The sequence below is a fragment of the Aquimonas voraii genome (assembly GCF_900101825.1).
GTDB lineage: Bacteria > Pseudomonadota > Gammaproteobacteria > Xanthomonadales > Xanthomonadaceae > Aquimonas > Aquimonas voraii.
In genome coordinates, this window is the sequence record NZ_FNAG01000001.1 from 883,895 (window position 1) to 907,821 (window position 23,927).

At 66.9% G+C, this 23,927-nt stretch carries 18 protein-coding genes and 2 pseudogenes; 7 read left to right on the top strand and 13 right to left on the bottom strand.

Annotated features, from left to right (window positions below; all coding sequences use genetic code 11):
- Window positions 1–20 precede the first annotated feature (20 nt).
- Window positions 21–488, top strand: a complete 468-nt coding sequence (locus BLP83_RS03710) for a chemotaxis protein CheW (RefSeq protein WP_091238975.1) — start codon at window positions 21–23, stop codon at window positions 486–488.
- Between the two features lie 88 nt (window positions 489–576).
- Here BLP83_RS03710 and BLP83_RS03715 read toward each other — a convergent pair whose 3' ends face one another.
- On the bottom strand, window positions 577–1,551 hold the full coding sequence (locus tag BLP83_RS03715) for a glucokinase (protein ID WP_176763994.1): 975 nt from the start codon (window positions 1,549–1,551) through the stop codon (window positions 577–579).
- A gap of 198 nt (window positions 1,552–1,749) precedes the next feature.
- On the opposite strand from BLP83_RS03715, the gene mutL reads away from it, so the two are divergent.
- The 5 genes from mutL (at window position 1,750) to hutG (ending at window position 8,253) form a co-directional block, all read left to right on the top strand.
- The gene (gene mutL, locus BLP83_RS03720) at window positions 1,750–3,621 is read left to right on the top strand and encodes a DNA mismatch repair endonuclease MutL (RefSeq protein ID WP_091238981.1); all 1,872 of its coding nucleotides are present in this window, start codon (window positions 1,750–1,752) and stop codon (window positions 3,619–3,621) included.
- Window positions 3,622–3,623: 2 nt separating this feature from the next.
- Window positions 3,624–4,646: a DUF1684 domain-containing protein gene (locus tag BLP83_RS03725; RefSeq protein WP_176763995.1), complete on the top strand. Its 1,023-nt coding sequence runs from the start codon at window positions 3,624–3,626 to the stop codon at window positions 4,644–4,646.
- Window positions 4,647–4,674: 28 nt separating this feature from the next.
- Entirely contained in the window at window positions 4,675–5,559 is an 885-nt protein-coding gene (locus BLP83_RS03730; RefSeq protein ID WP_091238986.1) for a TraB/GumN family protein, read from the top strand.
- A gap of 322 nt (window positions 5,560–5,881) precedes the next feature.
- Complete coding sequence (locus BLP83_RS03735) at window positions 5,882–7,141, top strand: NAD(P)/FAD-dependent oxidoreductase (protein ID WP_091238988.1); 1,260 nt, start codon at window positions 5,882–5,884, stop codon at window positions 7,139–7,141.
- 320 nt (window positions 7,142–7,461) lie between these two features.
- On the top strand, window positions 7,462–8,253 hold the full coding sequence (gene hutG, locus BLP83_RS03740) for an N-formylglutamate deformylase (RefSeq protein WP_245679938.1): 792 nt from the start codon (window positions 7,462–7,464) through the stop codon (window positions 8,251–8,253).
- A 262-nt stretch (window positions 8,254–8,515) separates the two neighbouring features.
- On the opposite strand, the gene BLP83_RS03745 is transcribed toward hutG, so the two are convergent.
- The 10 genes and pseudogenes from BLP83_RS03745 to BLP83_RS03785 all read right to left on the bottom strand — a co-directional run bounded on the left by BLP83_RS03745 (window position 8,516) and on the right by BLP83_RS03785 (window position 21,252).
- Window positions 8,516–9,703, bottom strand: a complete 1,188-nt coding sequence (locus tag BLP83_RS03745) for a DUF3322 domain-containing protein (protein ID WP_091238993.1) — start codon at window positions 9,701–9,703, stop codon at window positions 8,516–8,518.
- A pseudogene (locus BLP83_RS19345) lies at window positions 9,700–10,656 on the bottom strand (SbcC/MukB-like Walker B domain-containing protein); the annotation flags it as partial. The gene BLP83_RS03745 and the pseudogene BLP83_RS19345, both read right to left, overlap by 4 nt.
- Before the next feature lie 561 nt (window positions 10,657–11,217).
- Window positions 11,218–11,511 (bottom strand): annotated as a pseudogene (locus BLP83_RS19350) (ATP-binding protein); the annotation flags it as partial.
- A complete protein-coding gene (locus tag BLP83_RS03755) occupies window positions 11,444–12,121 on the bottom strand; it encodes a DUF4194 domain-containing protein (protein WP_091238997.1) in 678 nt (225 codons plus the stop codon). The pseudogene BLP83_RS19350 and the gene BLP83_RS03755, both read right to left, overlap by 68 nt.
- Before the next feature lie 20 nt (window positions 12,122–12,141).
- Window positions 12,142–13,623 carry a DUF3375 domain-containing protein gene (locus BLP83_RS03760; RefSeq protein ID WP_091239000.1) on the bottom strand — a complete coding sequence of 494 codons (1,482 nt, stop codon included), beginning with the start codon at window positions 13,621–13,623 and terminating at the stop codon, window positions 12,142–12,144.
- Between the two features lie 8 nt (window positions 13,624–13,631).
- Entirely contained in the window at window positions 13,632–14,174 is a 543-nt protein-coding gene (locus BLP83_RS03765) for a hypothetical protein (protein ID WP_218121173.1), read from the bottom strand.
- Window positions 14,175–14,271: 97 nt separating this feature from the next.
- Window positions 14,272–17,484 carry a type I restriction endonuclease subunit R gene (locus tag BLP83_RS03770; protein WP_091239007.1) on the bottom strand — a complete coding sequence of 1,071 codons (3,213 nt, stop codon included), beginning with the start codon at window positions 17,482–17,484 and terminating at the stop codon, window positions 14,272–14,274.
- Window positions 17,484–18,503 carry a Fic family protein gene (locus BLP83_RS03775; protein WP_218121174.1) on the bottom strand — a complete coding sequence of 340 codons (1,020 nt, stop codon included), beginning with the start codon at window positions 18,501–18,503 and terminating at the stop codon, window positions 17,484–17,486. The genes BLP83_RS03770 and BLP83_RS03775 overlap by 1 nt, the downstream gene beginning before the upstream one ends.
- A gap of 227 nt (window positions 18,504–18,730) precedes the next feature.
- Window positions 18,731–20,137 (bottom strand): ATP-binding protein, encoded by a 1,407-nt coding sequence (locus tag BLP83_RS03780; protein ID WP_091239011.1) that lies wholly within the window; start codon window positions 20,135–20,137, stop codon window positions 18,731–18,733.
- Entirely contained in the window at window positions 20,134–21,252 is a 1,119-nt protein-coding gene (locus BLP83_RS03785; RefSeq protein WP_218121175.1) for a restriction endonuclease subunit S, read from the bottom strand. The genes BLP83_RS03780 and BLP83_RS03785 overlap by 4 nt, the downstream gene beginning before the upstream one ends.
- Before the next feature lie 127 nt (window positions 21,253–21,379).
- Between BLP83_RS03785 and BLP83_RS03790 the strand changes: the two genes are divergently transcribed.
- Window positions 21,380–21,565: a hypothetical protein gene (locus BLP83_RS03790; protein WP_091239017.1), complete on the top strand. Its 186-nt coding sequence runs from the start codon at window positions 21,380–21,382 to the stop codon at window positions 21,563–21,565.
- Here the strand turns inward: BLP83_RS03790 and BLP83_RS03795 are convergent.
- Window positions 21,534–22,166, bottom strand: a complete 633-nt coding sequence (locus BLP83_RS03795) for a Fic/DOC family protein (protein WP_091239019.1) — start codon at window positions 22,164–22,166, stop codon at window positions 21,534–21,536. The genes BLP83_RS03790 and BLP83_RS03795 overlap by 32 nt on opposite strands.
- The gene (locus tag BLP83_RS03800) at window positions 22,156–23,886 is read right to left on the bottom strand and encodes a class I SAM-dependent DNA methyltransferase (RefSeq protein WP_091239021.1); all 1,731 of its coding nucleotides are present in this window, start codon (window positions 23,884–23,886) and stop codon (window positions 22,156–22,158) included. Before BLP83_RS03800 ends, BLP83_RS03795 begins: the two co-directional genes overlap by 11 nt.
- Window positions 23,887–23,927 lie beyond the last annotated feature (41 nt).

Consider the following 23,927-nt stretch of genomic DNA (forward strand, 5'->3'; position numbering starts at 1 on the left):
AGTTTCCGCAAGGCCCGTCCATGAGCATCGAACGCAAAGACATCCGCGGCGTCACCATCTCTGTCACCGGTGGCCGCCTGCTTCTGCCGAACGCCAACATCGCGGAGATCATCACCTTCGCGGAACCGGAGGCCTTGCCCGAGGCGCCCGATTGGGTACTGGGGCGACTGCGCTGGCGCGGCTGGCGCCTGCCGCTGGTCTCGTTCGCGCGCCTCGCCGGCCTTGCCCGCGACGAGGGCGAACTGGGTGCCAAGGTGGCTGTGTTGCGCGCGCTGGGTGGCCACCCGCGTCTACCGTACTTCTGCCTGCTGACCCAGGGCTTTCCCCGCCTGACCACGGTGTCCGCGGATGCACTGCTACCGGCAGACGAAGGGGACTTGCCCGACGGCGCGCTGATGCGTGTGCTGTTGCGCGACGAATACTCCTTCATCCCCGATCTGATCGACATCGAACGCCGACTGGTCGACGTGCTGCAAATCGCGGCCTGACCGGCCGCACCGCCACCGCGAAGCGTGGGCGCCAGCCGGTATTTCCCAGCGCTGCCGCCGTGGCCGCGGAGTGGCGCGGCGCGGCCTCTCAGACCGTAGGCGCGGCAGCCATGGCCGCCCCGACGATGCCCAGCTGGCCGTGCTCGATCAGGCGCACCGGCACTTGTGCCAGCACGGGGGCCAGACCCCCCTTGTCGCAGAACCGGCGGGCAAACTCTCCGGCATCGAACAGGGGCATGAGTCTGGGCAGGATGCCGCCGGCCAGCAGCACGCCACCATAGGCGCCGAGGCTCAGCACCGAATTGCCGCAGATGCTGGCCAGCGCGCCCCAGAACACCCTCACGGCCTCAACCGCGAGTACGTCCTCGCCAGCGACTGCGGCCGCGCCAACCGCTTCCGGAGACTCCAGCGCAGCGACCTGGTCACGCAGCTGGCCGAGCGCGCGATACAAGCGCAGCAAACCGGGGCCCGACAGCACCGCCTCGGTGCACACGTGCCCCAATTCGTCGCGCAGCAGATCCAGCACCGCAGCTTCCAGATCGCTGGCCGGAGCGAAGCCCGCTTGCCCGCCCTCGGTGGGAACGACCACCTCGGCGTCGGCAACGGGCACTCGCAGGGCCGCGCCCAGGCCCGTGCCCGGGCCGAGCACCAACACCGGCGCCCGAGTCTCGCCCACGTCGCCAGCGAACAGGTTCACGCCAGCGTCCGCGGCAACCCAGCGGGTCGCGCGCGCCAGCGCCTCGAAGTCGTTGCTGAGGTGCAGCGGTGCCTCGCCGGCGAGGCTTTCCAGAGGGTCCAGCAGCAGCCGCCAGGGCAGGTTGCGATTGATCACCTCACGGCCGTGCCGGAGGCCGGCGCAGGCCAGCGCAAGCGCGGCGGGTCGCCCGGGGTGCTCGGACAGGAAGCGCTCGATGATCGCTGGCAGCCCGCTGAAGTCGGCGCAGCGGTAGGTCTTGGCCGACAGCACCATGGGCGCACTGCGGCCGCCGGATTCGACTTCGACCCAGGCGAGGCGCGCATTGGTGCCACCAACGTCGGCGGCCAAGGTGTGGATGAAGCCCATCGTGTGGCCCGGAAATCGCAATGCGAACAGGGCGCTAAGAGTAGCGGCAATTGATCGGTATTCCGCAGCAACCATGCCCCCGCCGGCGTGGCATACGTATTCAGGCGCATTGCCTGGGCTCAACGGAGGAGATGCCGGGCAAGGGAGCAGCGATCCGGCCGCGTATCATGGGCGCCCGCTCATGGATTCCTGCTTCCCGTGCCCATCCAGCTGCTGCCCGACACCCTGATCAATCAGATTGCTGCTGGCGAAGTGGTCGAACGCCCGGCCTCGGTGATCAAGGAGCTGCTGGAGAACGCCTTCGACGCCGGCGCCACGCGCGTCGAGATCGATCTGGAGGAGGGCGGCATCCGCCTGATCCGTATCCGCGACGACGGCTGCGGCATTCCGGCCGACGAGCTGCCGCTGGCGCTGTCGCGACATGCCACCAGCAAGATCGCCTCGCTGGAAGATCTCGAGCAGGTCGGCACGCTCGGTTTCCGCGGCGAGGCTTTGCCATCGATCGCGGCGGTGTCGAAGTTCAGCATCACCTCCAGGCCCGCGCGGCAGGCCACGGCGACGCGCGTGGAAGTGGAGGGCGGCCGCCTGCGCGCGCCCGAGCCCGCCGCACATCCGCCGGGCACCACCATCGAGGTGCGCGATCTGTTCTACAGCGTGCCGGCCCGGCGCAAGTTCCTGCGCGCCGAGCGCACCGAATACGGCCATGCCGAGGACCTGGTCCGTACGCTGGCGCTGGCGCGCATGCAGGTCGAGCTGAAGCTCAAGCACAACGGCCGCATCAGCAAGCACTATCGCCCGGTCGAGGACGAGTCCAGCCTGGACAAGCGGCTGTCGGAGGCGCTGGGCGAGGACTTCGCTCGCGGCGCGCTGCGCATCGAGCACGAGGCCTCAGGCCTGCGACTGCACGGCTGGGTCGGCCTGCCGACGGCCTCGCGCAGCCAGGCCGACCAGCAGTTCTTCTTCGTCAATGGTCGCCACGTCAAGGACCGGCTGGTCGCGCATGCGGTCAAGCAGGCCTATGCCGACGTGCTCTACCACGGACGCCATCCGGCCTTCGTGCTGTTTCTCGAAATCGATCCGCGCAAGGTCGATGTCAACGTGCATCCGGCCAAGCACGAGGTGCGTTTCCGCGATGGCCGCTTAGTGCACGAGTTCATCTTCCGCAGCCTGCATGAGGCGCTGGCTGGAACGCGCGCAGGTGCCGTGGCGGCGGGGCAGGGCGGAGAGCCCGCGAGCCTCCACGCGGGCGCTGCTCAGACGACAGCTGCCGGCACGCAGCCGTCAGCACTGGGCGGCTCAGCGGGGGCGTTTCCCGGCGCGGGCCACGGTGCCGGTCCCGTCGGCTATGGCCTGCAGTCGGCCGGCTTCGGCCAGCGTCCGCAACAGGTCGGCATGCCGCTGCGCGAGCAGATCGCCGCCTACAGTGCGCTCTATGGCGCAGCACCCGCCGCCGCCAATCCGCTTCCGCAGGAAGATCCCAGCCAGGCGCCGCCCTTGGGCTATGCGCTGGCCCAGCTGCACGGGGTCTATGTGCTCGCGCAGAACGCGCAGGGCCTGGTGCTGGTCGACATGCACGCGGCCCACGAGCGCATCACCTACGAGCGTCTCAAGGGCCAGCGCGAAGGCGAGGGCATCCGCTCTCAGCCCCTGCTCGTGCCGATCGAACTCGCGGTCAGCGAGCGCGAGGCCGATCTTGCCGAAGGCGAGGCTGAGGCGCTGGCGGCGCTTGGCATCGAGCTGCAGCGCACCGGCCCGCAGTCGCTCAGCATCCGCAGCGTACCGGTGCTGCTGGCCGGCGCCGACGCCAAGCAGCTGGTGCTTGACGTGCTGTCGGACCTCGCCGAACACGGCCGCACGCGGCGCATCGAGGAGGCCGGCAATGAACTGCTGTCGACACTCGCCTGCCACACCTCGGTGCGCGCCAACCGCCAGCTCACGGTGGCGGAGATGAATGCGCTGCTGCGCGACATGGAGGCCACCGAGCGCAGCGGCCAATGCAACCACGGCCGCCCCACCTGGACCCAGCTCAGCCTGGCCGAGTTGGACCGGCTGTTTCTGCGGGGGAGGTGAGGGTGGGCGTCGCTGCGCTTGGATTCACGCGGGATCGGGCGCTGTCTGCGGCCCTGATCCTTGCCGGGCTGGCGCTTGCCGGTGGTCCCGGCCCGCAGGCATTGGAGCCGGTTCCAACCGTCGCGACGCCTGCAGTCCCGTCGCACGATGCCGAAGTCCGGCCGACCGCGGCCTCCGATGCGCAGGCCTGGCTGGAGTCTCTGCAAGCCTTCCGCAGGGGGCGCGAGGAAAGCCTGCGCAGCCCCGACGGCTGGATGGCCCTGGTCGGCCTGCATTGGCTTGAGCCCGGCGAGCACAGCCTCGGCAGCGATGAGGCCAATGCGGTCCGGCTCGCGGTCGGTCCCGCTCGGCTTGGGCGGATCGAACTCCTGCCCGAAGCGATGTCCGTGCGGCTTGTGCTGGCCGAGGGCGCGCGCGTGCTGCGCGACGGCGCCGAGGTCGCGAGCCGCGAGCTCCTCATCCTCGCCGACAAGACCGAAACGCCGACGCGCGTCGACTTCGAGGGCGGCAGCCTCGGCCTGATCGAGCGCGGCGGTCGCTACGCGCTTCGCGTGCGCAGCCCAGAGGCGCCCACGCTGCGGGCCTTCAAGGGCCTCAACTGGTTCCCGCCGGCGCCGCGCTTCGTCACCGAAGCGCGCTTCGAGGCGCATCCTCCGGGCCAGACGATTCCGATCGTGAACGTGCTTGGCCAGATCGAGCCCACTCCGAACCCGGGTCGGCTCGTGTTCGAGCTCGAAGGCGCCACCCATACGCTCGAAGCGCTGGGTGATCCCGGGGATTCACTCTTCTTGATCTTCGCTGACCGCAGCAACCGCCGCGAGAGCTATGGCGCGGGCCGCTTCCTCTACACCGACAAAGTGGTGGACGGGCGCGTTCTGCTCGACTTCAACCGCGCCATCAATCCACCCTGCGCCTACACCGAGTACAGCACCTGTCCGCTGCCGCCACCGGAAAACCGCCTGCGCGCGCTCGTCTCGGCGGGCGAAGCGCGCTACGGTCACAGTGCCGACGTTCCTGCTTCCTGATGCGCCACCTGTCCCTGGAGTCCATTCGATGAATCGCCTGCTTGCCCGCACCCTTTTCCTTGCCGCTGGCCTGCTGTTCGGGGTCGCCGCGGTTGCGCGCCCTGTCCCGCTGCTGTGGTTAGCCAAGAAAGGTGAGACCGAGGTGCATCTACTCGGCAGCTTCCACATGCTGAAAGAGCAGGACTATCCGATGGACCCGAGCATCGAACTGGCCTATGCCGGCGCCGATGCGCTGGTGTTCGAGATCTCGCCGGCCGAGATGCAGTCGCCGGATCTCGCTCGTGGGCTGATGCAGGCTGCGCGCTTCGAAGACGGCGGCAGCCTGCGCGCCGTGCTGCCGGAATACACGCGCAAGAAGCTCGAAGCCTTCATGGGCGAGGCCGCGGTGCTGGGCTCCGACAGCATGAAGCCCTGGTTCATCACCTTGAATATGACGGTGTCGATGATCATGCAGGCAGGCTTCAACCCCGCCTTGGGCATGGACACGCATTTCATGCAGCGCGCGCAAGCCGACGGCAAACCCACCCGCGGCCTTGAGACTGTCGCAGACCAGATCGCCGCGCTGTCCGGTGCGCCAATGAATGAGCAGGTCCTAGGCCTTGAGGAAGCCCTGCGCCCGCGCGAGGAGATGCTGCAGCGCTTCGACGAGCTGCACGGCTTCTGGCGCGCCGGCGACATCGATGCCATCGAGCGCCTGATGGTCGAGGAGCTGGTCACCAAGACGCCGGTGACCGCCAAACTGCTCAACGAGGACCGCAATCGCCGCTGGCTGCCGCAGATCGAGGCCATGCTGGCCGGAAACGAGGACACGCTCGTCATCGTCGGCGCCCTGCATCTGGTCGGCGACATCGGCCTGGTCGAACTGCTGCGGGCGCGTGGCTACAGCGTCGAGCGTGTCGACCCGACGCCCTGAGCTGAACGTCGATCCGTCGCCAGCCCCACACCACGAAGGGACCATGGGGCGGGCGAGGGCCCAGCGTGATCACTACACAACCACGCGATCATAGGGTGGGCACTGGCCCACCATGCCAATGAACAGCGCGGTTTTCACCAACAGGGCCGCGCACTTGAAGGCGTGGCGCCCGGTGGGTGCGATGTCCCCGGCATCCGGAAATCTTCGGCGGGCAAGGGGTCGCCCTAGGCGGATTGGGAGCTGCGGCACCGCATCGACGTGTTCGCCGCACCCTCAGCGCTAGAGTTGACTGCCGTTATCCACCCGCAAGGAATCCTGTCCCGTGTCGCAGCCCGGCTCCGATCAAGACGAAGTGCTGATCCTCGGTGGCGGTGTGATCGGCCTGTGCAGTGCGCTCTATCTGCTCGAAGCGGGGCGCCAGGTGCGGGTGCTGGAACGCCGCCACGTCGGCGCCGGCGCCTCGCACGGCAACTGCGGGACCCTCACCCCCAGCCACGCGCCGCCGCTGGCCGCGCCCGGGGTCATCGCCAAGGGGCTGCGCTGGATGCTGAAGCCCGATGCGCCGCTCTACGTCAAACCTCGCATCGATCCTGCGCTGTGGCGCTGGCTGCTGCGATTCTCAGCGCGCTGCAACCGCCGTGACTGGCGCGACTCCGCCGCCAAGCGTGCCATCCTGCTGAATGCCTCGCGTCAGCTGCTGGCCGAAGCGGTGGTGCGCCACGGGCTCGACTGCGAGCACAGCGATACGGGCCTGACCTACGTTTTCCGCACGCAGCAGCTGTTCGACGAGGTCGCCGCGGATCTGCCAGCGCTCACCGAGTTCGGCATCCGCGCCGAGGTGCATGAGGGCATGCGCGTCGAGCGCGAAGAGCCTGCGCTGAAGCCTGGCGTGGCCGGCGGCATCTACTTTCCGGACGACGGCCACCTGCGACCGGATCGCTACCTCAAAGCGCTGGCGCAGCGCATCCGCGACTTGGGCGGCGAGATCGAAGAGGGCGTGAGTGTCGAGCGCATCGACACCGCGCAGGGCAGGGTGGCGGCCGTCCACACCAGCCGCGGCGAGCTGCGCCCGCGCGAGCTGGTTTTCGCCCTTGGCGCCTGGAGCCCCGCCTTCGCCGATCAGCTGGGCCTGAAGCTGCCTATCCAGCCCGGAAAGGGCTACTCGATCACCTACACCCGTCCCGGCCTCGCACCGCGACGCCCGATGGTGCTGAAAGAGCGCTCGGTCTGCGTCACCACCTGGTCCGATGGTTACCGGCTGGGCAGCACCATGGAGTTCAGCGGCTACGACGAGAGCCTGAACCGCGTGCGCCTCGCTGCGCTGGAACGCGGCGCTGCCGAGTTCCTGCACGAGCCGGTGGGCGGCAGCAAGCAGGAGGAGTGGTTCGGCTGGCGACCCATGACCTGGGACGATCTGCCCTTCATCGGCCGTGCCCCGCGCGCGCAGAACCTCGTCATCGCCGCCGGCCACGGCATGATGGGCGTCAGCATGTCGGCGGTCAGCGGCCACCTCGTCGCCGATCTGATCTGCGGCCGTGAGCCGATCATCGATCCCGCCATCGTCAGTCCAACACGCGTATAGGGTGGGCCCTGGCCCGCGAGTGCCTGGATCACATCGCAGGCTTCGATAGCGCCGCGCCCTCTGATGCCTTGCGAGTCTGATGCCTCTCACGCGTCACTCAGGCCCTGAGAACACTGCGCGAATGCGCAACGGGCCGCGACGGCCGTTGGTTCAGAGCACGCTTGCCAAGCGCTGGATCCATGCGTCGCACCGCGGTCGTTAGGCGCCCTCAAAGGATCAGCAACCTCGGCTCCGCATCGCACCATCCGCCGGCGAAGGTATTCATCCCGCCCCGCAACCCGCTAGGCTGTGCCCACCCTCGCCAACGCCCGCCGCCCTGCGTGAACCACTCCGCCAGCGACGTCTACGAGCTGCACCCCGGCAACGCGCCCCTGCTGATCAGCCTGCCACACGACGGCACCGCGATTCCCGACGACATCGCCCCGCACCTGCAGGACGCCGCCCGCCGCGTGCCCGATACCGACTGGCACGTGGCCACGCTGTACGATTTTGCCCGCGAGCTCGGCGCATCCATCCTCGTGCCGCGCTACTCGCGCTACGTCATCGACCTGAACCGCCCGCCCGATGGCGGCGCGCTGTATCCGGGGCGTGCCGAAACCGGGTTGTGCCCGACCATCGCCTTCAGCGGCGAGGCCATCTATCGCGAAGCCCATGCGCCGGATGCGGCGGAAATCGAACGACGACGGCAGCTCTACTGGCAGCCCTACCACTCGGCCTTGGCCGCGGAGCTCGCGCGATTGAGGGCCGCTCACGGCCATGCCCTGCTGTGGGAGGGCCACAGCATCCGCAGCGAAGTGCCGATGCTGTTCGAAGGTCGCCTTCCCGATCTGAACCTCGGCACCGCAGACGGCGCCAGCTGCAGCAGCGCGCGGCTGGAGCGGATCACTGCATTGCTCGGCCAGCAGACCGACTACAGCTGGGTCGCCAACGGCCGCTTCAAGGGTGGCTACATCACCCGCCACTACGGCCGTCCGAGCGAAGGCATCGATGCGATCCAGCTCGAACTCGCGCAGGTCACCTACATGGACGAACGCAGCCATCGCTACGACTCGGTGAGGGCGGGGCGGCTGCAGGGGCTGCTGAGGAAGATGCTGCTCGCCGCTCTGGCTTGAGGGCATCCCAGCCCCGCACCGCGGCCCCGGTGTTCTGGAAGAAACGTGGATCCACTGGCTTGCGCTGTGATTCTCCCGCTCGCGCTGTGTGTAGGAGCTTGCTGGCAGGCGACCGCAGCCTGCGCCCTGCACCACACTGCGGGTCGTGAGGAAGCTCGCTCCTGCAAACAGCCGGCCTTCGGGCGCCGGGCAACGGCTCCAAAGGTGGTTGAGGGGTCTGTTTCTTGAGAGCGCCTCGAACTCCGGCTTTCCACTCGGCGAGTCAGGCGGAGGATGAAAGTCGCGCCAGCCGCTCTACCACCGAACTGAAGCCGATCCGCTCCTGCTCCAGCCGCAACCTGGGCTGGTAGTGATCGAAGCGGAGATCGTCGTACAGAGCCCGCTCTGATGGCGTCAATCTGGTCAACTCATGGCGAAGGGGGGCGGGTTCCTCGCCCCACTGCTCTCGATGTGCGAGCAGCGTTTCGCGATCCATCAGCAGAGAGGCGGCCTGCGGATGCATGGCGCGCAGCTGGTCGAGGATAGCGAAGCCGTGAGTGTCGATGTCGCCCCAGTAGTGCAGGGCGAAGCGCTTCAGCCACGCCGCCTGCGCCAAGGCTTCCCAGCCGTAGCCGGCGCCGAACACGACCATGGCGCGAGGCACTTCAGGAAAGGCCAGGAAGTTGGTCTCGTTCTCGGTGATGAAGACGCGCTCGATCGGTAGCTCCAATGCCGCGAAGCTCGCTGCGTCCAGCGTGATGTCCGCAAGCCCTTCGCAGCCCGGCAGCGTCGGCACGCGTGCATCCAGCAGGCGAAACCGAATACGCACCGGCTTGTCGCGAAAGCCGTAGCGTCGAGCGAACTGGGCGACGCCACTCGCTGATGGATCGACAGCCTCAGCCGGCAGCGCGAGATCCAGCAGTTCGATCAGCACGCCCCGATGCGCCTCGATGAACTTGCTGTCCACGCCCGGCACATCGACCTGACGCAGGTATACGCCGGGACGCGGATGCATCTGCAGCCAGTCGATCACGGCCAGCAGTCGCGGCCAGCGATCGGCCAACTCCAGCGCATGCAGGGGGCGCCGGAGCAGCCAGCTCTGCAGCGCTGGCTGCACGAGTCCCGTCTGCTGCCAAAGCGCCACGAATCGCTGCGCTTCGCGGGACTTCCCGATCAAGCCCAGGGCAGACGACAGGTCGTCCAGCCACACGGAACCAGGCAGGCGCTGCGCGCCCTGCACGCGGTGGTTCCACTCTCGCCACTCGATGCGGATCTGCGGCGTGTCGGCCAGCGCGCGCACCCACTCGCGCACCGCCTCGAAGCGGTCGGACAGATCGCCTGCACTGGGCGCCTTCAAGCTCAAGCGCAGCGGCCAGGCCATGGCATCCGAAACCGCCGCACGCAGCAGTTCGCCGCGCTCCCACAGCCGCTGCACCTGCGCGCGCAGGTCCGCTGGCGTGGTCCAGCTCATGATGCGCTGGCGCCTCCAGAAGCACCTTCTGCCTTCTGCGCGCGATAGTCCTCGATCGACAGGCAGCGCAGGCGCGAGTCGCGGCCGCCCTCGTTGTGGACGAAGCCGACGCTGGCCACGAAAGGCTCGATGATGTGGATCTTCTGCAGCGGCGTGACGATCAGCAGCTGCAGGTTGAGCTGCTGGAACAGGCGCAGTCCGTACTGGGCGGATTCGTCCGAGCCGCGACCGAAGGCCTCGTCGATCACCACGAAGCGGAAGCTGCGCGAGCGCACCGCGCCCCATTCCAGCCCGAACTGGTAGGCCAGGCTGGCAGCGAGCACGGTGTAGGCGAGCTTCTCCTTCTGCCCGCCGGACTTGCCGCCGGAGTCGGAGTAATGCTCATGCTCGACGCCATCAGCGCGCCAACGCTCGCTGGCCGAGAACAGGAATCCATTGCGCACATCGGTGACCTTGGCGGTCCAGCGGCGGTCGGCATCGGCGAAGCCCTCGCGGCCGCGGAAGCGATCGATGATCGCCTTGACCTGCAGGAACTTGGCTTCGGAATACTGCTCGTCGCCCGAGCCGGTCAGCGCGCCCTCGGTGCAGGCACGCAGGTCCTGCTGGAAGTCGCGAATCTCGGCATCGGGGCTCGGCTGTGCCACCAGCTTGATGTAGCGGCCGGGGTTGTAGTCGATCGCCTCCAGCGACTGGTTGATGAAGTCGACGCGTTCCTTGATGGTCTCGCGCTCGCGCGCCAGCTGCGCGTTGAAGTTGGCAATCTCGTTGATCGTGTTGACGTTCAGCAGCTCCTTGAAGCGCGCCTCGAAGCGCGGCAGGTCGTCGCCGCGCAGGCCGGCCAGCATGCGCTCGTACTCGGGTAGCGCAGCCAGGCTGACGTCGGTCTCGACGGTCTCGGCCTTGAACTCTTCCTTGAAGCCGCGCATGGCGTTGACGATACGCTCGGTCAGACGCTTGGCCTTCAGCACCGCCTGATGCGCGCGGTCCAGATCGTCGAAGTGGCGGATCAGGGCCTCGATGCGGCTGCCGACATCGAAGGGCTCCAGCATGTGGCTGCGTACGAAGTCGGTGAGGTTGCCCACCGACTTCATCGACACCGTCTGGTGGAACAGTTCCAGGGCCTGTTCGTGCTCGATGCCGAAGCGGCGACGGAACCAGGCGCCGTAGGGCGGAAAGCCGTCGAACAGCTCGCCGCCGCGGGCGCGTAGCTTCTTGCGCAGGCCGGTGATGTCGCTGCCAAAGCCGCTGAAGTCCTCGGCGATGCCGAGCGCACGCTCGGCCGCCACGAACAAGCGCGCCGGTGGGCCGCCCGGGTCCTTCAGCCAGAACACCTGGGCCAGGGTCACCGCCTGGTCGTAGCCCTCGTTGCGGAACACGCCGAGGATGACCGAGTAGCTCGAGGCATCGCGCAGGGCCACCGGCTTGGCGCTGCCGGTGACCTCGTTGCGCTCGCTCTTGTAGTGGCCCAGTACATAGGAGCGCAGCGAGCGCTCGCGCGCGTCGGCGCCGGCCGCCTTGTTGTAGGCCACGCGCTGCGCGGGCACCAGCAGTGTGGTCAGGGCATCCACCAGAGTCGACTTGCCCGATCCGATGTCGCCGGTGAGCAGGCCGTTGCGGCCATCGAGCGCGTAGCGCCAGACGCGCTTGTCGAAGGTGCCCCAGTTCAGCACTTCGAGCGTCTGCAGACGAAAGCCGACGCGGCTGTCGTCGGAGACAAAGCTCAGGCCGAGTGTGGGCGCCTCAAGCATCGGAGTCGCCCTTGCTGTCGCCGGCAGAAAGGGCAGTGCGGTAGACCTCCAGGCGCGCATCGAACTCGGCCAGCCACTGCGCGTCGACAAAGGCCTTCAGGATGCGCCGCACCTCGTAGTGGCCGCGATCCTGCGTACTGCCGGCCGCGGGCTTCAGCTTGCGCAGAAAGCCCAGGTCGACCACCTTGGAAATCGTTGCGTCGACCTGGTCGATCAGGCGCGCCTCGTTGCTGCCATCGGGCAGGAAGACCCGCATGAGTTCGGCGATGTCTTCGCGCGACAGCACCAGACGCGTATCGCCGCCACCGGCGTCGAACTCGGCCAGACGCTTGCGCAGCAGGGCCAGCATCAGGCTGACCGGATACGACAGCGGGCGTCGAGCGATCAGCCGCGGCAGGCGCGGCGCGGCATCGGACTCGTCCGGATCGGGCCGGCTCTTGAGATAGGCATAGCCCTCGGCCTCGTCCAGCACCAGGTCCAGCAGCAGCACCACCGCCTGCTCGCGCACGCGCGCCTGCAGGCGCAGCAGGCTGGCCCAGAGCTTCTCGTCGTCATCGCGGTAGAGCACGCCCTTCAGCAGGTGCACCAGCAGCTGCGAGAGCTCGGGGACGGCAGGCGCCGGCGCATTCGCGGCCTCAGTCGTGTCGATGTCTTGCAGGTCTTCGCTCATTGGGTTCCCGTTCGCGCTGCTCATTGTGGTGAGCGCGCAAAGATCACGCGCGGCAGGAGCGCCTCGCGCGTCACTGCCTCGCCGGCTGCATTGGTGGCCTGCCAGCGGATCGGCTCGTTCACCGTCTCATCCACGAGCGCGCGCAGGCCATCGAGAGTGTCGCCGCTGCTGTCGGCGTGGGCCAGCTCCAGATAGGCCACCAGTTCCGCCAAACCCTGCTGCAGGGGCGCGCCGTCGAGCAGCTCGCGCAGGCTGATCTGCGACTGCTGGCGCAGGGCGCGCTGCAGGGTGGAGCGCAGGCGCGTCTTGTCGACCACGATCTGATCGAACAGACGCCGAGTGTCGACCTCGTCCTCGCCCAGCTCCAGCGCCAGCGCGGCGAGACGCGGCTTGACGCTGGTCGTGAACAGCGGACGCTCCAGCGGCAGCTCGATCTCTGCGCCCATGTCGTCGATGTGCATCACGATGCCGGAGGGCGTGGCCTCGCGCAGGCCGAGCGCCTTGCTCTCGATGCCGTGCAGCAGATCGAGAATGCGGCGATTCTCCAGGAAGGCGCGGTCGTCCAGAAAGCGGCGCAGCTGCTGGGAGAGCTGGGCCACCGTGCGCTGCGTATGCTCTCCGGCTTCCAGCCAGTCGTGGTGCACGCGACGCGTGCGCGGCTCGGGCTTCAGCTCGCTGACCGCCGGCAGCGCCAGCACGGTATCCAGACGCTGCGACAGCTCCTCCTGGCGACGGCTGGACATCAGGAAATCCCAGAAGGCGCGGAAGCTGCGGCCCTGGTCGGAATCACCGATCGCATCGCGCTCGCCCATGATCTCGTCGAGCAGGGCGCCCTTTGAGCCCTCCCACAGCGCGATCTTCTCGCGTACCTTGCGATCGAGCAGACGGAAGTTGTGCTCCACCTCGCGTAAGTCGGCCAAGAGCTCGCGCGCCAATTGCTGGAACTGCTGGAAGCGATCGCGCACCGCGGTGTCGTCCATCATCGCCACATCGCCGGCTTCGACGCGGGCGATCTCGGCATCGATCTCGGCGCGCTTGCGGCGCAGCTCTTCCACGCGTTTCACCGGGTCGACCTCGGTGCCCGCGCTGATCTGCTCCAGCAGCGCGAACAGGGTGAGCAGGCGCGACTCGGTGCCGACGAACGCACGCTCGGTCAGCGACTGCAGCCAGGCGATGGCCTTCTCGGTGGCCGGCGTCAAATCGAACTGCGCCTCGTCCGTGCCCGGCTTGTAGAACTTGCGTAGCCAGGCCTTGTCCGGCGTCGCCCAGTCGTTCAGATACTCCAGCGCCGCCTTGGGGTAGGCCTCCTGCCCGTACTGCTCGCGCAGGGCGAACAGCTCGTCCTCCAGCGACTCGGCGAGATCGGCTTCGCTCATCACCCGCACATTCGGCGCCACGAACGCGCGGTGCAGGAAACTCGCCACCAGCGGCGCATGCTTCGAGGCCAGCAGGCGCCAGGCGGGGTGACGGTCGCGGAGGGTGGTGAGGGTGGTGTGCTGCATGCCGAGATTCAGCGCTTCGCGCTTTCAGCCATTAGAAAGCCCAACTCGGTGCCGAGATCGAAGGCCAGGCCGCGACTGCTGCGGCTGACGGCATCGAGGCGGTCCCACAGGTCGGAGTGCGGCGGCTGGGGAAGGCCCTCAACAGCCTTGATTGCCTGCGCAAACATGCGCACAAGAGCATCCGCATAGCCTTCCTCCTGCAGGCCCACCTCCTTGGCGAAGCCGGTCGCCCGTTCGCAGTAGAACACCATCAACTCAGCCAGCCCTTCCGCTTGGCCTACGGCCCTCTTGTAGTCCGTAATGGCTTTTTTCGCCTTGGCCACCGACGTGTCCTGCTTCTTGCGATAGTCCGGCCAGAGCCAGCGGTCGATAGTGGCCTTGTAGGGCTTCAGCACATCCTCGCCCAGTGCGAAACGAGCATGCAGGAAGGCCTGATTGTCGCGATTGGCGGCATACAGAGCCTGCACCAGGCCGATGAGTTCGGCGCGATCGAGGTCTGCGAGTTTGACCTTGAGGTCGGACCAACTGGGTGCGCTGCGTTTCGATGACACGGTCAGGTTCTCGCTTCTTGTGATGATGTGCGGGTCGTTCGCCGCTGGTCAAAGCGTGCTAACTGGAGTCGGCGAAGAGCATGCCCGGCCAGACAACTTACCGGCCCGCATGCCCCGGCAGCCAAGACGCCGACAGCACCTCGGCCTGCTGCAACACGGTCTGCACTGCGGCGTCCTGCAGGTCGGGCGGGTAGCCGTACTTGCGCAGGATGCGCTTGACCAGCACGCGCAGCCGGGCGCGGGCCGACTCGCGGTGCGCCCAATCGACGGCGACATTCTCACGCAGCGAGACCAGCAGCTCATGGGCGATCACCCGCAGCTTGTCATCGCCCATCACTTCCACCGCGGACGCGTTTTCCGCCAGCGCGTCGTAGAAGGCGATCTCGTCGTCCGACAAGCCCTGCTCCTCGCCGCGACTGCGCGCCGCGCGAATGTCTCGGGCCAGTCGGATCAGCTCCTGCAGCACCTCGGCGGTGGTGATGGCGTTGGCGTGGTAGCGGGCGATGGCGTCTTCCAGACGCTGCGAGAACGCGCGCGTCTCGACCACATTGGTGCGCGTGCGCGAGCGGATGCTGTCATTGAGCAGCTTGCGCAGCGCTTCGAGCGCCAGGTTCTTCTTCTCCATCTGCTGCACTTCGAGCAGAAACTCGTCGGAGAGGATCGAGAGATCCGGCGTCTGGATGCCGGCCGCCGCAAGAATGTCGACGATCTCGGTGGACACCACCGCACGGCTGACGATCTGCTGGATGGCCAGCTCACGATCCTGCCGGGCAAGGCCCGGGCCCGCCGACGACTTGACGAGGGCCGCGCGAATCGCCTGGAAGAAGCCGACCTCCTCGCGGATGCCGCGCGCCTCATCCGAGCTCGCAGCCAGGGCGAAGGCTTTCGACAGCGCCAGCACGCCATCGGCGAAGCGCCGCTGGGCCTGCTTCTTGCCCTCAAGCGTCTGCTCGGCAGCCGCCCACTGCTGCTGCTTGTCGAGTATCCACTCGATGGCGCCAGCCATCATGGTCAGCCGTTCGCCGGGCGTGCCGCTCAAGGCTGAGCGGTATTCGAAGCCATGGAACATGGCGCCCACGATCTCGTACTTTTCCAGCAGCACCGCCACCGCTTGCGCCTCATCAATGCCGGTCTTGTCCTGGTCGGGCTTCGAGTACTGGGCCAGCGCGGATTTCAGGTTCTGGGCGATGCCGATGTAGTCCACGATCAGGCCCGCCGGCTTGTCGCGAAACACACGGTTGACGCGGGCGATGGCCTGCATCAGGCCGTGGCCGCGCATCGGCTTGTCGATGTACATGGTGTGCATGCTCGGCGCGTCGAAGCCGGTCAGCCACATGTCGCGCACGATGACCAGCTTGAGCGCGTCCTTCGGCTCGCGCGCACGCTTGGCCAACAGATCGCGCCGCGCCTTGTTGCCGATGTGCTGCTGCCACTCAACCGGGTCCGACGCCGCACCAGTCATCACGATCTTGAGGCTGCCGGCGTTGTCGTCAGGGCTGTGCCAGTCGGGCCGCAGCTTGATGATCTCCTCGTACAGGGCCACACAGATGCGTCGGCTCATGCACACCACCATGGCCTTGCCCTGCAGCGCGGCTACGCGATCCTCGAAGTGCTGCACCAGATCGGCAGCCACCAGCGCCAGTCGCTTCTCGCTGCCGACTAGGGCTTCGACCGTGCTCCATTTCTGCTTGACGCGCTCGGCCCTGGGTTCGTCCTCGTCTTCCAGCAGGGCTTCGATCTCGGCATCGATGTGCGGCCGTTGGTCGGCGTCCAGTTCGATGCGGGCCAGCCTCGACTCGTAGTAGATCGGCACGGTGGCGCCGTCTTCCACTGCGCGGCTGATGTCGTAGATGTCGATGTAGTGGCCGAACACCGCCGGCGTGTTGACGTCGCTGGCCTCGATCGGCGTGCCGGTGAAGCCGATGAACGAAGCCTGGGGCAGGGCATCGCGCAGGTACTTGGCAAAGCCGTAGGCGATCTCACCGGTCTTGCCGGCCACCTTCGCCTTGAATCCGTACTGGCTGCGGTGCGCCTCGTCGGCGATCACCACGACGTTGGCGCGGTTGGTGAGCATCGGGAAGTCCGCCTCATCCGCCGCCGGCGAGAACTTCTGCAGCGTGGTAAAGATCACCCCGCCCGACGCACGCGAAAGCAGGCTGCGCAGATGCTCGCGATCCTGCGCCTGCACCGGCGTCTGCCGCAGCAGATCGCGGCACATCGCGAAGGTGGCGAAGAGCTGGTCGTCGAGATCGTTGCGGTCGGTCAACACCACCAGGGTGGGGTTGGCCATGCGCGGCTCCAGCACCAGCAGGCCGGCATAGAACGCCATCAGCAGGCTCTTGCCGGAGCCCTGGGTGTGCCAGATCACGCCCGCCTTGCGGTCGCCTGCGGGCTGGTCCTTGACGCTCGGCAGGCCGTACAGGGCCGGGTCTTCGGCCTGCCATTTCGCTCGGCTGGCCCGCAGCGTCGAGGCCACCGCGCGCTTGACCGCGTGGAACTGGTGGTAGCCGGCGATGATCTTGATCAGCCCGCTGCTGGCTTCGCCGAACACGGTGAAGTGGCGCAGCAGATCCAGAAAGCGCCCTCGCTCGAACACGCCTTCGACCAGCGTGGCCATCTCGGGGCTGCCTTTGGGCTCGATGCGCGCGCCATCGGTGGTGCGCCAGGGCATGAAGCGCTCGAAATCCGCCGACAGCGAGCCCACCCGCGCCGACAGCCCGTCGGAGGTCACCAGCAGCGCATTGCTGCGGAACAGTGCCGGCACCTGCTGCTTGTAGGTCTGCAGCTGGTTGAACGCGCCAAGAAGCGTCGCGCTCTCCCCACCCGGGGCCTTCAACTCCAGCACCGCCAGCGGCAGACCGTTGACGAACACCACGACATCCGGCCGGCGCTTGTTGGGGCCGGCCACCACGGTCAGCTGCTGCACCGCCAGCCAGTCGTTGTTGTCCGGGCGCTCGAAGTCGATCAGCCGCACCTTGCCGGCGCTCAAGGTGCCGTCCTCGGCGTAGTACTCCACGTCTGCGCCTTCAGTCAGCAGACGATGGATGCGGCGGTTTTCCTCCAGCAGGGCAGGGAACTCCGACTGCGTCAGCTGCCGGACGGCATCGGCAAGAGCCTCGGGCGGCAAGCTGGGGTTCAAGCGCGCCACCGCCGCACGCAGGCGCGCGCTCAGCAGCACTTCGTCGTAGGCCTCGCGCTCCGGCTGCTTGCCGTCGGGACCGATGAGCTCATCCGAAGCGACGGCGTAGCCCAGTGCGCTGAGCTGCTGCAGCAGCGCGGCTTCGAGTTGGGCTTCGGAGAGAAAGGCCATCAGCGAGTGTCCTTTGGTATGTCCGGGGCGAGCACGTGCCAGTGGCCGCCCTTGTCTGGCCCGATGCGCTGCAGCCGACCTGCTTCGCGCAGCTTGCGGATGGCGCGCTCGATGGCGCTCTCGGACTTGCCGATGTGTTGCGCCAGCTCGGGAATCGACAGGGCAGGGTCGTCGGCAAGCAGGGCCAGAATGCGCTCGGGTGTTTTCCCCGGCGTTTTCACCCGCGTTTCCCCCGGCGTTTCGTGGCCCTGCAGCGGCCGGATGGCTTCCCGCAGGCTCTCTTCGATCGCGGTCAGGATGAACTCGATGAACCCTGAGCAGTCGGCCCGCGCATCGGCCGCCGCCAGCTGGTCGTAGTAGGCCTGCTGGCGCTGCTTGATCACGGTCTCTACCGGCAGGTAGGCCAGCACGGGCTGCCAGCGGCTCAGGATCAGGCTCTGCCACAGCCGCCCCATGCGCCCGTTGCCATCGCTGAACGGGTGAATGAACTCGAACTCATAGTGGAAGGCGGCCGAGGCAATCAGAGGGTGCGCTTCCGTGTTCGCCAGCCAGTGCAGCAGCTCCTGCATCAGGCGCGGCACCTGGCTGGCCGGGGGTGCCATGTGCACGACCTTGTCGCCCGCCATCACGCCCACGCCACCGCGTCGCCACTGCCCGGCATCGTCCACCAAGGCCGCCATCATCACGGCATGCGCGGCCAGCAGATCCTCCACACGCTCCGGCTGCCACTGGCCCATCGACTCGTAGGCGGCAAAGGCGTTGCGCACCTCCTGGATCTCGCGCGGTGAGCCAAACACGGGCCTACCCTCCAGCACCGCGGTGACCTGCTCCAGCGTCAAGGTGTTCTGCTCGACCGCCAGCGAGGCCTGGATGCTGCGGATGCGGTTGCCGCGCCGCAGCTCCGGCCGCAGGGCGTCTGCGTTCACTGCCTTCCACGCGCCCAGCAGCTCGGCGATGCCGGTCATCGCCTCGGTCATGCGGTGGGTGAGCTGGAAGGGTGGGGAGTAGCGCTTGGTCACGCGCTTCCTCCCCGGGCATTGCCGCACCGGCACAGAGACCGCCACGCCGACAGCGCGCGTGCGTCAAGCCCGGCGCGCTCGCGCGCCCGGGTCAACCGCTTGGGAGTGGCGGGGATTTGGGTCATTTTGCTGCGCGCTGCAGGAAAGCCTTAAATAAGCAACCGTATGTTTTCACTAGATAATTCTCCGTCCGCTCAGCGTCCTGGCGGCATGGGCTTAAATGACGGTCATGCCCAAAACGGCACGTATCGGGCGAACTTGCGGGACTTGCCGACCGACTCGTCCGCCTTGATCTGTCCGGCCTCGATCGCCGCCGCGATGATCTGTGAGGCGATGGCCGCCTTGTCTTCGCCAAGGTGAAAACGCTCGCGCAGCGACTGGTTGGTCATCTTCTCCGCCATCACCCATTTCAGCGCGCAATGTTGGTAGCAGGCGCGCACCCGGTCGTTGCGGTCCATCTCCTCGAAGGGCTTCGGTCCGTACAAGGTCACTACCGTGCGGCGGTGCGCGGCACGGAAATCCGGCGCTGGCAGCTGGTACAGCTCAGCCGCCTGGATTACCCGGTCGATACCGCTACTTTTTTCCTCGCAGATGCCGAAGCGGCGCATCAGATCGGCCAAGCGCTCATTGCGCGACTGGTAGCCGTCGATGAAACGTTCCACCGGCACGATCGGCTCGCCGGGGTTGGAGAACTCCACCCGATTGGCATACACCTCGATCATCACCGAGGCACCGCCCACGGCGAAGTCCTGATGGACCAGCGTATTGGCGGTCAGCTCGCGCACCACCACCTCGGGCACCAGCTTGACGGCTTTGCGCAGTGCATCTTTGATGACCTCGTTTTGGGGCAACTGGCCCATCACGAACTGCACCAGCCCTTGGAAGCCCACCGCGTAGCCTTTGCTGCCGGTCTGGTCCAGCCGCGTCTCCAGCTTGCTGTTGCCGGTATAGACCACCACCCGCGGCGCCTTGCGGGCCAGCTCGGGAAAATCGTCCAGCCGACGCGCCAGCAACAGTGCACCCAGGCGGCGCACGGCATAGCGCCCGCCTTGATCGTCGATCAGCCGTTCGCGCAGCAGGCGGTCGATCACGCCGTTGCGATCGGTCGGGTAGGGCAGCTTCAGCAGCTCGAAGAAGGTCTGTACGTCGAGCAGTTCCACCACTTGCTGCGCATCCGCCCCGGCGATGGTGTGCTCCTCCAGCCAATCCGGCTCGCCCTCAGCGAAGATGCGCCGCAACTGGTCCTCGCTCATCGGCACCAGCGCCTCGCCGGCGCGCATCAGGTACTTGCCGTCCAGGTGCCAGGCCGTGCCGCGCGGACGCGAGGGAATGTGGAACACCACGACGCGCCCCTCGGAGTGCGCGACCGCCTCCACATCGACGCGAAAGCCGATGGCGTGGAACAGGTCCTGCGCGGTTCTGACCGCATCCGGAAAGGCCTGACTGCCGACCACCGGCCGTGGCGGTTTGTCGGCAACGCCCAGTAGCAGGGTTCCGCCGCCCTCGTTGGCCAACGCCACGCAGTATTGCTGCAACTTGCCGAAGTCGAACTGGTTCTTTGCCTCCTTGAACTCCAGTCGCTGGTTTTCAGAGGGCGCCCGGCGCCAGAGGTCGACCTGTTCGGGCGTGGTCATGTCACGCGCTCACGGAAGGTCTCGGCATCACTGATTCGCAGTTCGCCGGAGATCAGTTTGGGGAGCAGGGTGTCGCGGAGGTTGGCGAGAGAGCTGCATTCATCTTCGTTCTTCTTCTGCGCCTTACGCATCGGCATTAATTGTGCATCGAAAGCGTCGATCAGTCTCGAAGGAGGAGCGATGATCTGCAAGTTGTGGACATGATTTCGGTTGAGCGTCGGCACTGCGGATCCCGCATTGAACATCTCGAAATCCAGGCCGCGAAGTAGCTCGAATGCGTAGTATGGAGAAACTCTCTTGAACTCTTTGACCCACAACGAGGTGTTGAGCGGCCAAAAATCACCATCGATCAGGAAGACCCGGCCGAGCACGCCACTTCTTCCGGTGGTGACTCCCGGCCCTTTGACCATGTACTTGTCGTGATAGCCGTTGATGCCACTCGCTGCCACGACTGGATACGGGCCTTGCGTTCGCGAAGAGGCAGGGAGATCAAATCCTCTCTGCAATACAAGCGCATCGTCAAGGCGAACAGAACTCCAACCATCGGGCTTTCCTTCGTCATCAAGGCGGTCGGGGAAGAGCTGCCAGAGGTCGGCAGGGAGGTAGGGTTCGCGGCCTTCCATCTTGGCGCGGACGGGGCCGAAGTCGACGAACCAGTCCTTGAACAGGGCGCGGGCCATGGCCTCCAGGGTCTGGTTCCGGCGGCGGTTGAGTTCGATCTTGTCGTCCAGCGTCCCGAGGATGTGGGCGATGGCGCGTTGTTCGACCACCGGTGGAATATCGACCGGCACCGGATGGATGAAATTCCGGTTGAGTGACGGCTGGGCGCTTCCCGAGTTGTAGCCGGTGAAGTCGAACTGCTTGAGGAAGTAATACGCGAAGCGTTCGTCGTTCCCGTGGAAATCGATGACGTAGAGGGCGGTGTTGAGCGGCCAGTAGTCGGCGCTTGTGTAGCTCACAACCCCAAAGGACGCGCCGCTTCGGCCGACCGTAACGCCGGGGCCCCTAGCCTTTGCCTCGTCATGCCAGCCGGTGATACCGAAGGATCCAAGGACAGGTGTGCAGCCAGGCCTTCGCTTCTCGTCCGGAAGATCATGTCCACGCTGAAGGGTCACGAACTTACCGAGTGATGTGCGCCTCCACTCACCCCCCATACCCAAGCTCCCTCAGGTTGGCCTCAATCGCCGCATCCAGCCGCGCCGAATTCGGTAGACTCACCCCAGCTCTCAAGACGCGTCGCCCATGAAAGCCAAGATCCAGCACAAAGCGCCCAGCCGCCAAGCCATTGTTCGCGCCGTGGCCAGTTCCACTGCTATCGAAACCGGCCAGCGCATCGCCGCGATTGAGGCCATGTTGCACGGCGGTCGGAAATCGTTTCCTCATCTGTCTCTCGCCCTCAAGCCTGCGCCGACGCCAGCGCGCGGATGACCAGTTCCTGCATGGGTGCGTAGTCCCTGCCCATGCCACGTTGTATCGCGGCGAAGTAGGCCGGCGTGTCGGCATCCCAGGCGCTGTAGTCGAGCGGGCCGCGCCCAGCCTGTACCGCCATCACGTCTGCCAGCAGGCGCGCGAGTCGGCCGTTGCCCTCGCGGAAGGGGTGGACGAGGATCAGCTCGACATGACACACCGCGATGGCCTCGGCCAGCGCGTCGCCACCCAGGCCGTCGCAGGGCGTGTAGCGATGCAGGCAGTCGCGCTCAAACTCTGTCAGCAGGCGCGGAACCTGCGCCGCCGCCGCGAAGTGGAAGTCGCCCTTGGCGATGTTGACGCTGCGTTCCTCGCCGGCCCAGTCGTACACATTGCCCAGCCACAGGCGATGCCATTCCTTCAGATCGGCCGCTTTCAGGCGGCGCGCAGGAAAGTGCTCTTCGCTCAGCACGTGCTCGTAGAGCTGCAGCAGCAGCTGCAGCTCGACCTCGTCCATCTGCGCCGGGTCCGTAACGCCTGGCAAGTTGCGCAGCACCTGTTCGCCGGAACCCGGCTGCCACTCACCTTGCGCGCCGCTGGCCTGGTAGCGATCAGCCGCCATACCCGAGCGCTCTGAGATTGGCCTCGATCGCCGCATCCAGCCGCGCCGCTTCCCGCTGCTGCTCGCGCCACTGCGCGCTGAGCCGCTGCATCTTGTCGGCGAAGGCTTCGCCGTCGTCCTCGGCGGCCTCACTGCCGACGTAGCGGCCGGGAGTGAGTACGTGGCCGTGCTTGCGGATTTCGTTGAGCGTGGCGGATTTGCAGAAGCCGGGGATGTCTTGGTAGGGGTGGGGCGAGTGCGCCCCCTCTCCCCGGCCCTCTCCCCGGCCCTCTCCCACGAGGGGAGAGGGGGAAGAGCCGGCGCCGCGCCACGCGTGGTAGGTGTCGGCGATCCGCTGGATGTCGGCGTCGGAGAGTTCGCGCCGGGTGCGGTCGACCAGGGTGCCCATGTTGCGGGCGTCGATGAACAGGACTTGGCCGCGGCGGTCGCGTAGTGCGGCCCCCTCTCCCCCGGCCCCTCTCCCACGGGGGGAGAGGGGAGATCGGCCGGATTTGTCTCGGGCGAGGAACCACAGGCAGGCGGGGATTTGCGTCGAGTAGAACAGTTGGCCGGGCAGGGCGACCATGCAGTCGACGGCGTCGGCTTCGACCATGGCACGGCGGATTTCGCCTTCGCCGCTCTGGTTCGAGCTCATCGAGCCATTCGCCAGCACCACGCCGGCGCTGCCCTGCGGGGCGAGATGCCAGTAGATGTGCTGCAGCCAGGCGTAGTTGGCATTGCCCACGGGCGGCACGCCGAAGATCCAGCGCGGGTCTTCGCGCAGGCGGTCGCCGCCCCAGTCGGAGATGTTGAAGGGCGGGTTGGCCAGGATGTGGTCGAAGCGCAGGTCGCGCAGTTCGTCCTTGTGGAAGCTGCCTTCGTTGTTCCAGCGGATGTCGCTGTCGATGCCGCGCACGGCGAGGTTCATCTTGGCCAGGCGCCAGGTGGTGTAGTTGCTCTCCTGGCCGTAGATGGCGATGTCGCCGATGCGCCCGCCGTGTTCCAGCACGAACTTCTCGCTCTGCACGAACATGCCGCCTGAGCCGCAGCAGGGGTCGTAGACGCGCCCGCTGTAGGGTTCGAGCATCTGCACCAGCACCTGCACCACCGAGCGCGGGGTGTAGAACTCGCCGCCGCGCTTGCCTTCGGCGCCGGCGAACTGGCTCAGGAAGTATTCGTAGACGCGGCCGAGGATGTCGTGGGAGCGGCTGCTTCGCTCTGTGTCGCCCCTCACCCCCGGCCCCTCTCCCGTGGGGAGAGGGGAGGCGGGCGCGGTATCTTCCGAGGTCGTGGGCGGGCCCATCTCGATGCCCGAGATCAGGTCGATCAGTTCGCCGAGCATCAGCTTGTTCAGCGCGGGGCGGGCGTAGTCCTTGGGCAGCACGCCCTTCAGCGACTCGTTGTCCTTTTCGATGGCGCGCATGGCGTCGTCGATCAGGGTGCCGATTTCGGGGCGCTTGGCGTTGGCCTTCAGATGCGACCAGCGCGCGTCCTTGGGCACCCAGAACACGTTGTCAGCGAGGTACTCATCCTTGTCTTCGGCGACCTGCGGATCCTCGGCCAGCAGCTGGGCGTGGCGGGCCTCGAAGGCGTCAGAGATGTACTTCAGAAAGATCAGGCCCAGGGCGACGTGCTTGTAGTCGCTGGGCTCCATGTTGCCGCGCAGCTTGTCGGCGGCCTTGAAGAGTTCGGCTTCAAAACCGAGGCTGGCGGCGTGGTTCTTGTCGTTGGCCTTGGCCATTGTCGTCCCTGTGGTGCATGCATGCGGCCGGAGCCGAACCC